Origin of the sequence: Pseudokineococcus sp. 5B2Z-1 (genome assembly GCF_037482305.1) — a bacterium.
Lineage (GTDB): Bacteria > Actinomycetota > Actinomycetes > Actinomycetales > Quadrisphaeraceae > Pseudokineococcus.
Genome location: NZ_JBBHZG010000001.1, coordinates 910,284 through 916,451, shown reverse-complemented (window position 1 = coordinate 916,451; position 6,168 = coordinate 910,284). Strand labels below are relative to the sequence as shown.

The 6,168-nt window shown below is 78.8% G+C and carries 6 protein-coding genes; all 6 read right to left on the bottom strand.

Annotated elements, in window-relative coordinates:
- The coding region (locus WDV85_RS03830; protein WP_339569350.1) for a GNAT family N-acetyltransferase at positions 1 to 822 on the bottom strand (822 nt) is incomplete at its 3' end.
- A gap of 227 nt (positions 823 to 1,049) precedes the next feature.
- Positions 1,050 to 1,337: an HU family DNA-binding protein gene (locus WDV85_RS03825; RefSeq protein WP_171203726.1), complete on the bottom strand. Its 288-nt coding sequence runs from the start codon at positions 1,335 to 1,337 to the stop codon at positions 1,050 to 1,052.
- A gap of 216 nt (positions 1,338 to 1,553) precedes the next feature.
- Positions 1,554 to 2,567 (bottom strand): ornithine carbamoyltransferase, encoded by a 1,014-nt coding sequence (argF, locus tag WDV85_RS03820; protein ID WP_445263196.1) that lies wholly within the window; start codon positions 2,565 to 2,567, stop codon positions 1,554 to 1,556.
- Positions 2,568 to 2,710: 143 nt separating this feature from the next.
- On the bottom strand, positions 2,711 to 3,604 hold the full coding sequence (locus WDV85_RS03815; RefSeq protein WP_339569349.1) for an ANTAR domain-containing protein: 894 nt from the start codon (positions 3,602 to 3,604) through the stop codon (positions 2,711 to 2,713).
- A gap of 115 nt (positions 3,605 to 3,719) precedes the next feature.
- Entirely contained in the window at positions 3,720 to 4,802 is a 1,083-nt protein-coding gene (locus WDV85_RS03810) for a peptidoglycan-binding protein (RefSeq protein ID WP_339569348.1), read from the bottom strand.
- Between the two features lie 153 nt (positions 4,803 to 4,955).
- Positions 4,956 to 6,104 carry a glutamate--cysteine ligase gene (locus tag WDV85_RS03805; protein ID WP_445263195.1) on the bottom strand — a complete coding sequence of 383 codons (1,149 nt, stop codon included), beginning with the start codon at positions 6,102 to 6,104 and terminating at the stop codon, positions 4,956 to 4,958.
- Positions 6,105 to 6,168 lie beyond the last annotated feature (64 nt).

The window sequence follows — 6,168 nt, the reverse complement described above, 5'->3', positions numbered from 1 at the left end:
GGGACCCACACGGCCCCCCGGAGCGCCCCCGCGCCCGGATCCGGCGTCAGGGGCCCCGCTGCCACCCGCACGGGCGTGACGGGCCGAGGTGTGAGGGGCCGAGGCGTGACGGGCCGCGGCGCCCGAGGGCGTGAGGTCGGTCCGGTAGGTGAGCACGCGGGCGCCGTCCTTGCTCGACCGGTCGGCGACGCGCTCCCACCCGAGGCGCTCGTAGAAGGCGGCGGCGCCGCCGTCGGCGCGCGTGACGAGCTCGGCCGTCGTCGTGCCGGCCGCGCGGGCACGGGCGGCGAAGGCCTCGAGCAGGGCCTCGCCGACCCCGGCGCCGCGCGCCGCGGGCGCGACGACGACGGCGGCGACCACGGCGACCGGCGCGCCGGCGTCGGTGCTCGTCGACGGCGCGGTCGGAGCCTCCGCGGGCCCGCGGCTCCCCGTGCCGAGGAGCCGCCGGGCGTAGGGGCGCGCCCGCGTGCGCGCGAAGCGCAGGGCGACACGGGGGCGCAGGCCCAGCGCCCGCGCTCCGGAGGCTGCGAGCGACCAGCGGTGGCGGGCGACGACCTCGGCGACGAGCGCGCGCTGGTCGGTGGCGCCGACGAGGAAGCCGACGGGGACGGCCTCGGGCCCCCCGACGAGCTCGGCGACGAGCGCGACGCCGTGGGGGGCGTCGAGGTGGGCGGCGTGCCAGCGGGCGACGAAGCCCCGACCGAGGGACGGGAAGAAGCCGTGGGGCAGGTGGCGGCACTGCCAGCGGGCCGTCCGCGCCAGGTCCGACGGCGCGGCCGGGCGCACGCGCAGCGCCGGGGTCGTCGCGGGGGGAGGAGGCACGCCGCCCAGCTCCTCGGTCATCGTCGGTCACCGGTGATCACCGGCCGTGCCCAGCATGACCGCGCCGACCCGGCCGCGGCCGGTGACACGCCGAGGGGTCCGCCGCGCCCGTGGGGGGCCCCCTCGCACCCTCTCCCGGCCACCTCTCCTGGCTGCCCGGACGCAGACGGCGCCCGCCACCAGCGGTGGTGGCGGGCGCCGTCGGAGCGCTCGAGCGCGAGCGGGGCTCAGCCCTTGGCGGCGGCCTTGAGCTTGCTGCCGGCCTTGATGCTGACGCCGGTGGTGGCGGCGATCTCGATGGACTCGCCGGTGCGCGGGTTGCGGCCCTGGCGGGCGGCGCGCTCGACGGTCTCGACGCTCATGAGGCCCTGGATCGAGACGCTGTCGCCCTGCGACACGGCCTCGGTGAGGACGTCGGCGAAGCCGCCGATGACCTTGTCGACGTCGCCCTTGGACACGTCGCCGTCGAGCTTGTCGGCGATCTTCTGGACGAGCTCGTTGCGGTTGATGGACACGCGGGACCTCCAGGTCGGGCCGGTGGGCCGGCCGGTCTCTCGGCGCCCGCCGGGAGCGGGGCGCCTCGTCGGGTGGTGTCGGTCGGTGCGGTGGTGCCGGTCGAGCTGGGCCGGCGGGGAGACCCGTCGGCCCGGTGCACGCTGAGTGCTCGGCGGCGACCCTACGCGCTGCCGGGGCGCCGGGGGCGGACGCGGCCCGCGCCGCCGGGCGCGTCGTCAGGCGCCGGTGCCCGCCAGGGTGGCCACCATGACGGCCTCGATGGTGTGCCGGCGGTTCTCCGCCTGGTCCCACACGACCGAGGCGGGGCCGCGGAACACCTCGTCGGTGACCTCCATCTCCGTCAGGCCGTGGCGGGCGTGGACGGCGCGGCCGAGCGACGTCCCGAGGTCGTGGAAGGCGGGCAGGCAGTGCATGAAGCGGACGTCGTCGACGCCCGTCGCGGCGAGCACGCCGGCGTCGACGCGGTACGGCGCCAGCAGGGGGATGCGCTCGTCCCACGCGCTCTCGGGCTCGCCGAGGGAGACCCACACGTCGGTGTGGACGAAGTCGGCGCCCCGCACGCCGGCGGCGACGTCGTCGGTGACGGTGAGGCGCGCGCCGGTGGTGCGCGCGGTCTCCCGGACGGCCGCGAGGACCTCCGCGGACGGCTGGAGCGGCTCGGGGGCCACCACGCGCGCGTCCATCCCCGTCAGCGCCGCCATCGCCAGCAGGGAGGCCGCGACGTTGCCGCGCCCGTCGCCGAGGAAGGCGAAGGACGTCTCGGCCAGCGGCCGGGGCGAGTGCTCGGCCATCGTCAGCGCGTCGCAGAGCGACTGGGTGGGGTGCCACTCGTCCGTCAGCCCGTTCCAGACGGGGACGCCGGACACCTCCGCGAGCAGCTCGACGGTGGCCTGCGCGGCTCCGCGGTACTCGATGCCGTCGTAGAGGCGCCCGAGGACCCGCCCGGTGTCCTCCACCGACTCCTTGTGGCCGAGGTGGGAGCCCGCGGGGTCGAGGTACGTCGTGTGCGCGCCCTGCGCCGCGGCCGCCAGCTCGAAGGCCGCGCGGGTGCGCGTGCTCGTCTTCTCGAAGAGCAGCGCGACGGCGCGGCCCTCGAGGCGCCGGCGCGTGCGGCCCTCGCGGCGCTCGGCCTTGAGCCGGGCGGCCAGCTCGAGCAGCGCGGCCCACTCCTGCGGGGAGTGGTCGAGCTCCTTGAGGAAGCTGCGGCCCCTGAGGTCCACGGGCGGCAGGTCGCCGGAGGAGGGGTCGACGGGGGCGCTGGGGGCGTCGTCAGGGTCGTCCACGCGCTCGATCCTGCCCGAGGCCGCCGCCCGCCCGCCGCGGCGCCCGCCCGTCGGAGGGACGGACGGGCCGTTCGGCGGGGCCGGGGCCCTCAGGCGGGCGTGCTCCGGACGGCGTCGGCCGCCGCCTCGAGGCCCCCGAGGGCGAGCACCGACTCGGCGACGTCGGCGACGCGCCGCCGCGCGGAGCGGGCCGTGCGCCGCAGCGCCCCGAAGGCGTCCGTGGCGTCGACCTGCTGCTGGGCCATGAGGTAGCCGACGGCGCGCTCGACGACGACGCGGTGGTCGAGGGCGTGCTGGAGCTGCTCGGCGAGCCGGCTCGTGCTCTCCGCCGCCGCGGCGGTCGACAGCAGGCCCGCGGCGACGCGGGCGGCGGACTCCAGGACGTCGAGCTGCTCGGGCTCCCACGCGACCGCCTCCTCGCGCACCGCCACGAGGCAGCCGACGGGGCCGCCGGCGACGGACACCGGGACGGTGGCGACGGCGCGGGGCGAGCCGGACCCGTCCACGGGGGGCGGGGAGCCAGGAGCCGCGTCGTCGGTGGGCACGCCGCGGCCCGAGCTGCCGTCGACGCCGCCCTCGAGCCCGCTGCCCACGCCGTCGGGGGACTGCTCGCCGAGCGCGCCCTCCACCGGCCGGGCGGCGATCGCCGGCCCGAGGGAGGGCCACCGCGGGTCGACGAGGACGTCCGTCGTGGCGCGGGAGCGCCCCAGCACCTGGGCGTCCGTCGCGGGGCCGGAGGTCGTCTCGTCCTCGGCGCGCTCGAGGGAGCGGGTGGCGGACCCGGTCCAGGCGACGCAGGACAGCCGCCCGTCGGCGTCGCGGAGCATCAGGCCGGCGGAGGCGAGGGGCAGGGCGGCGCTCAGGGCGGACAGCAGCTCGCCGAGGGTGTCGGCGGCGCCGGCGTCCGCGCTCTCGGCGGCGGAGGCCAGCTGCTGCAGCCGCGCGAGCCCGGCGCGCAGGGCATCGGGGTCGACGTCGGTCATCTGCCCATCGTCGCCCGACGGGCGCCGGGACGCCTGCCGGCACGCCCACCGGCGTCGGCCCGACGAGGCTCGCCGGCCCGTCGTCGAGGCGGGCCGACGGGGCCGGTGGGGCGGCTCAGCGCACGACGACGGTCGAGCCCACCGGCATGAGGCCGCGCGCCCAGACCATGTCCATCGCCGCTGTGGTCACGCGGGCGCAGCCGTGGGAGGCGGGGTAGCCGGGCACCGAGGTCGAGCCGTGCAGGGCGATGCCGTCGGGGTGGAAGTAGCGGGGGCTGTACAGGCGCCCGAGCGCGGCGTCGGTCCACCCGCGCTCGGCCCACGTGACGGCGAAGGTCCCGCCCGGGGTGTCGGCGAGTCGCTCGGCGCCGTCGTCGCGCACGTACGTCTCGAACGTCCCCGTGGAGGTGTGCAGCGCGAGCTGCACCTCGCCGTCGACGACGAAGAGCGCCAGGCCGGCGTCCCGGTCGATCTCGAGGGCGCGCCCCGACGACGTCGACGCCTGCGGCCGCACCCCGTCGGCGAGCGCGGCGCTCGTCCGCGGGCCGAGGACGCCGTCCCGCTGGAGCCCAGCGGCGCCCTGCAGGGCGAAGACGGCCTGGCGGGTGAGCTCGCCGTACGAGCCGTCGGCGTCGCCGAGCCAGTACCCGAGGTCGGAGAGGCGCTCCTGGGCGGCGCGCACGCGCTCCCCGCGGTCGCCGCTGCGCAGCGCCACCGGTGCGCTGTCGCTCGGCGCGGGCGCCGGGGGCGTCGAGGCGGTCGGGCTGGGGGCGGGGCTCGTCGCCGGCGCCATCGGCTCCGGCTCCGGCTCCTGGGTGGGCTCCGGCTCCGCCGGCGGGGCGGAGGCGGTGAGGCCGGGCGGGGTGGTGGCGTCCGAGGTGGGGGCGGGGGCGTCGGGCTCCGGCGCGGTCAGCGCCGGCTCGGTGGCAGCGGCGGCGGCGGGCGGCGCGGTGGTGGCGGCCTCGTCCACGCCGGTCGCGGGAGCCCGCGCCCCGGAGGCCCCGGGCGTCGTCCCGGCGGCGCAGCCGGCCAGGCCCGCGACGAGGGTGCCGGCCAGGGCCGCGGTCGCCGCGCGGCGCCGCCAGGCGACCCGCGGGCGGGGCCCCGCCGTCCGGGTGCGCCGGTCGACCACCGCCGGCGGCGTGTGTCCGACGGCCGCCTCCGGCGGCGGGGTGCGCTCGAGGTCCTGCACGTCCACCTCGTCCTCTCCCGTGGGGGTCTCGTGCTCGGGGGAGGCGCCCGGGCGCGGGCGCCGTCGACCGACCACGGTACGTCGCCCGTCGCGGGCGCCCTGCCCGTCGCGGGGTCGGGCCCGTCGCGGGTCGACGCCCGCCGCAGAGCCGCCCGGCCCTCAGGCGCGGCGCGGCTCGCCGGCGCGGAGCTCGCCGACGAGCGCGTCGACGACGGCCACGAGGTCCCCGCCGGAGCGCTGCGCGACGGAGCGCTGGCGCTGGTAGCTCGCCCCGGTACGGGTGATCCGCTCGACGGCGCAGAGGGCGTCGACGCAGCCCAGGTCGCGCGCCACGGGCTGCAGGTCCTCGAGCAGGTCGGCGAGGTCGTCGGTGACGAGCCGCTCGCGCCCCGCCGCGTCGAGGACGACCTCCGCGTCGAGGCCGTAGCGGGCGGCGCGCCACTTGTTCTCCTGGACGTGCCACGGCGGCATCGAGGGCAGGCGCTCGCCGGCGACGAGCCGCCGGTCGAGGTCGACGACGAGGCAGTGCACGAGCGCCGTCACCGCGCGCAGCTCGGCGAGGGTCGGGACGCCGTCGCACACGCGCACCTCGAGGGTGCCGAGGTGCGGGGCGGGGCGGATGTCCCAGCGCACGTCGGAGAGGCCGTCGATGACGCCGGTGCGCAGCTGGTCGTCGACGAAGCCCTCGTACTCCTCCCACCGCTCGAAGGCGAAGGGCAGGCCCGCCGTCGGCAGCTGCTGGAACATCATGGCCCGGTTGCTCGCGTAGCCCGTGTCGACGCCCGTCCAGAAGGGCGAGGACGCCGTCAGCGCCTGCAGGTGCGGCGCCTTGTGCAGCAGCGCGCCGAGCACCGGGAAGACCTTGTCCGCGGAGTCGAGGCCCACGTGGACGTGCAGGCCCCAGATGAGCATCTGCCGGCCCCACCACTGCGTGCGCTCGATGAGCTCGGCGTAGCGCTCGCCGTCGGCGAGCTGGTCGGTGGACCACTGGCCGAAGGGGTGGGTGCCCGCGCAGGCGAGCTCGACGTCGAGGGGCTCGGCCGCGGCCCGCACGGCCGCGACGGCCTCGCCGAGGTCCGCGGCCACCGCGTCGGCGTTCTCGCACACGCCGCTGACGACCTCGACGGTGTTGCGCAGCAGCTCGCCGGTCACCCGGCCCGGGGCGAGCGAGCCCGCCGAGCGCACGCCCGCGAGGACGGCGTCCGCCGCGTTGACGAGGTCGCGCGACGTCCGGTCGACGAGCGCGAGCTCCCACTCGACGCCGACGGTCGGCCGCGGCGAGGGCGTGAAGGCGACGGCCACGGGCAGAGTCCAGCACGGCGGGAGCGCCGCGCGCGCCCCGGTCCGCCCGGCGCGCCGCTCCGCGAGCTCC

Excerpts from the sequence above, each read along its gene's own strand:
- WDV85_RS03815 (WP_339569349.1), bottom strand. The coding sequence starts at position 3,604 with ATGACCGACGTCGACCCCGATGCCCTGCGCGCCGGGCTCGCGCGGCTG.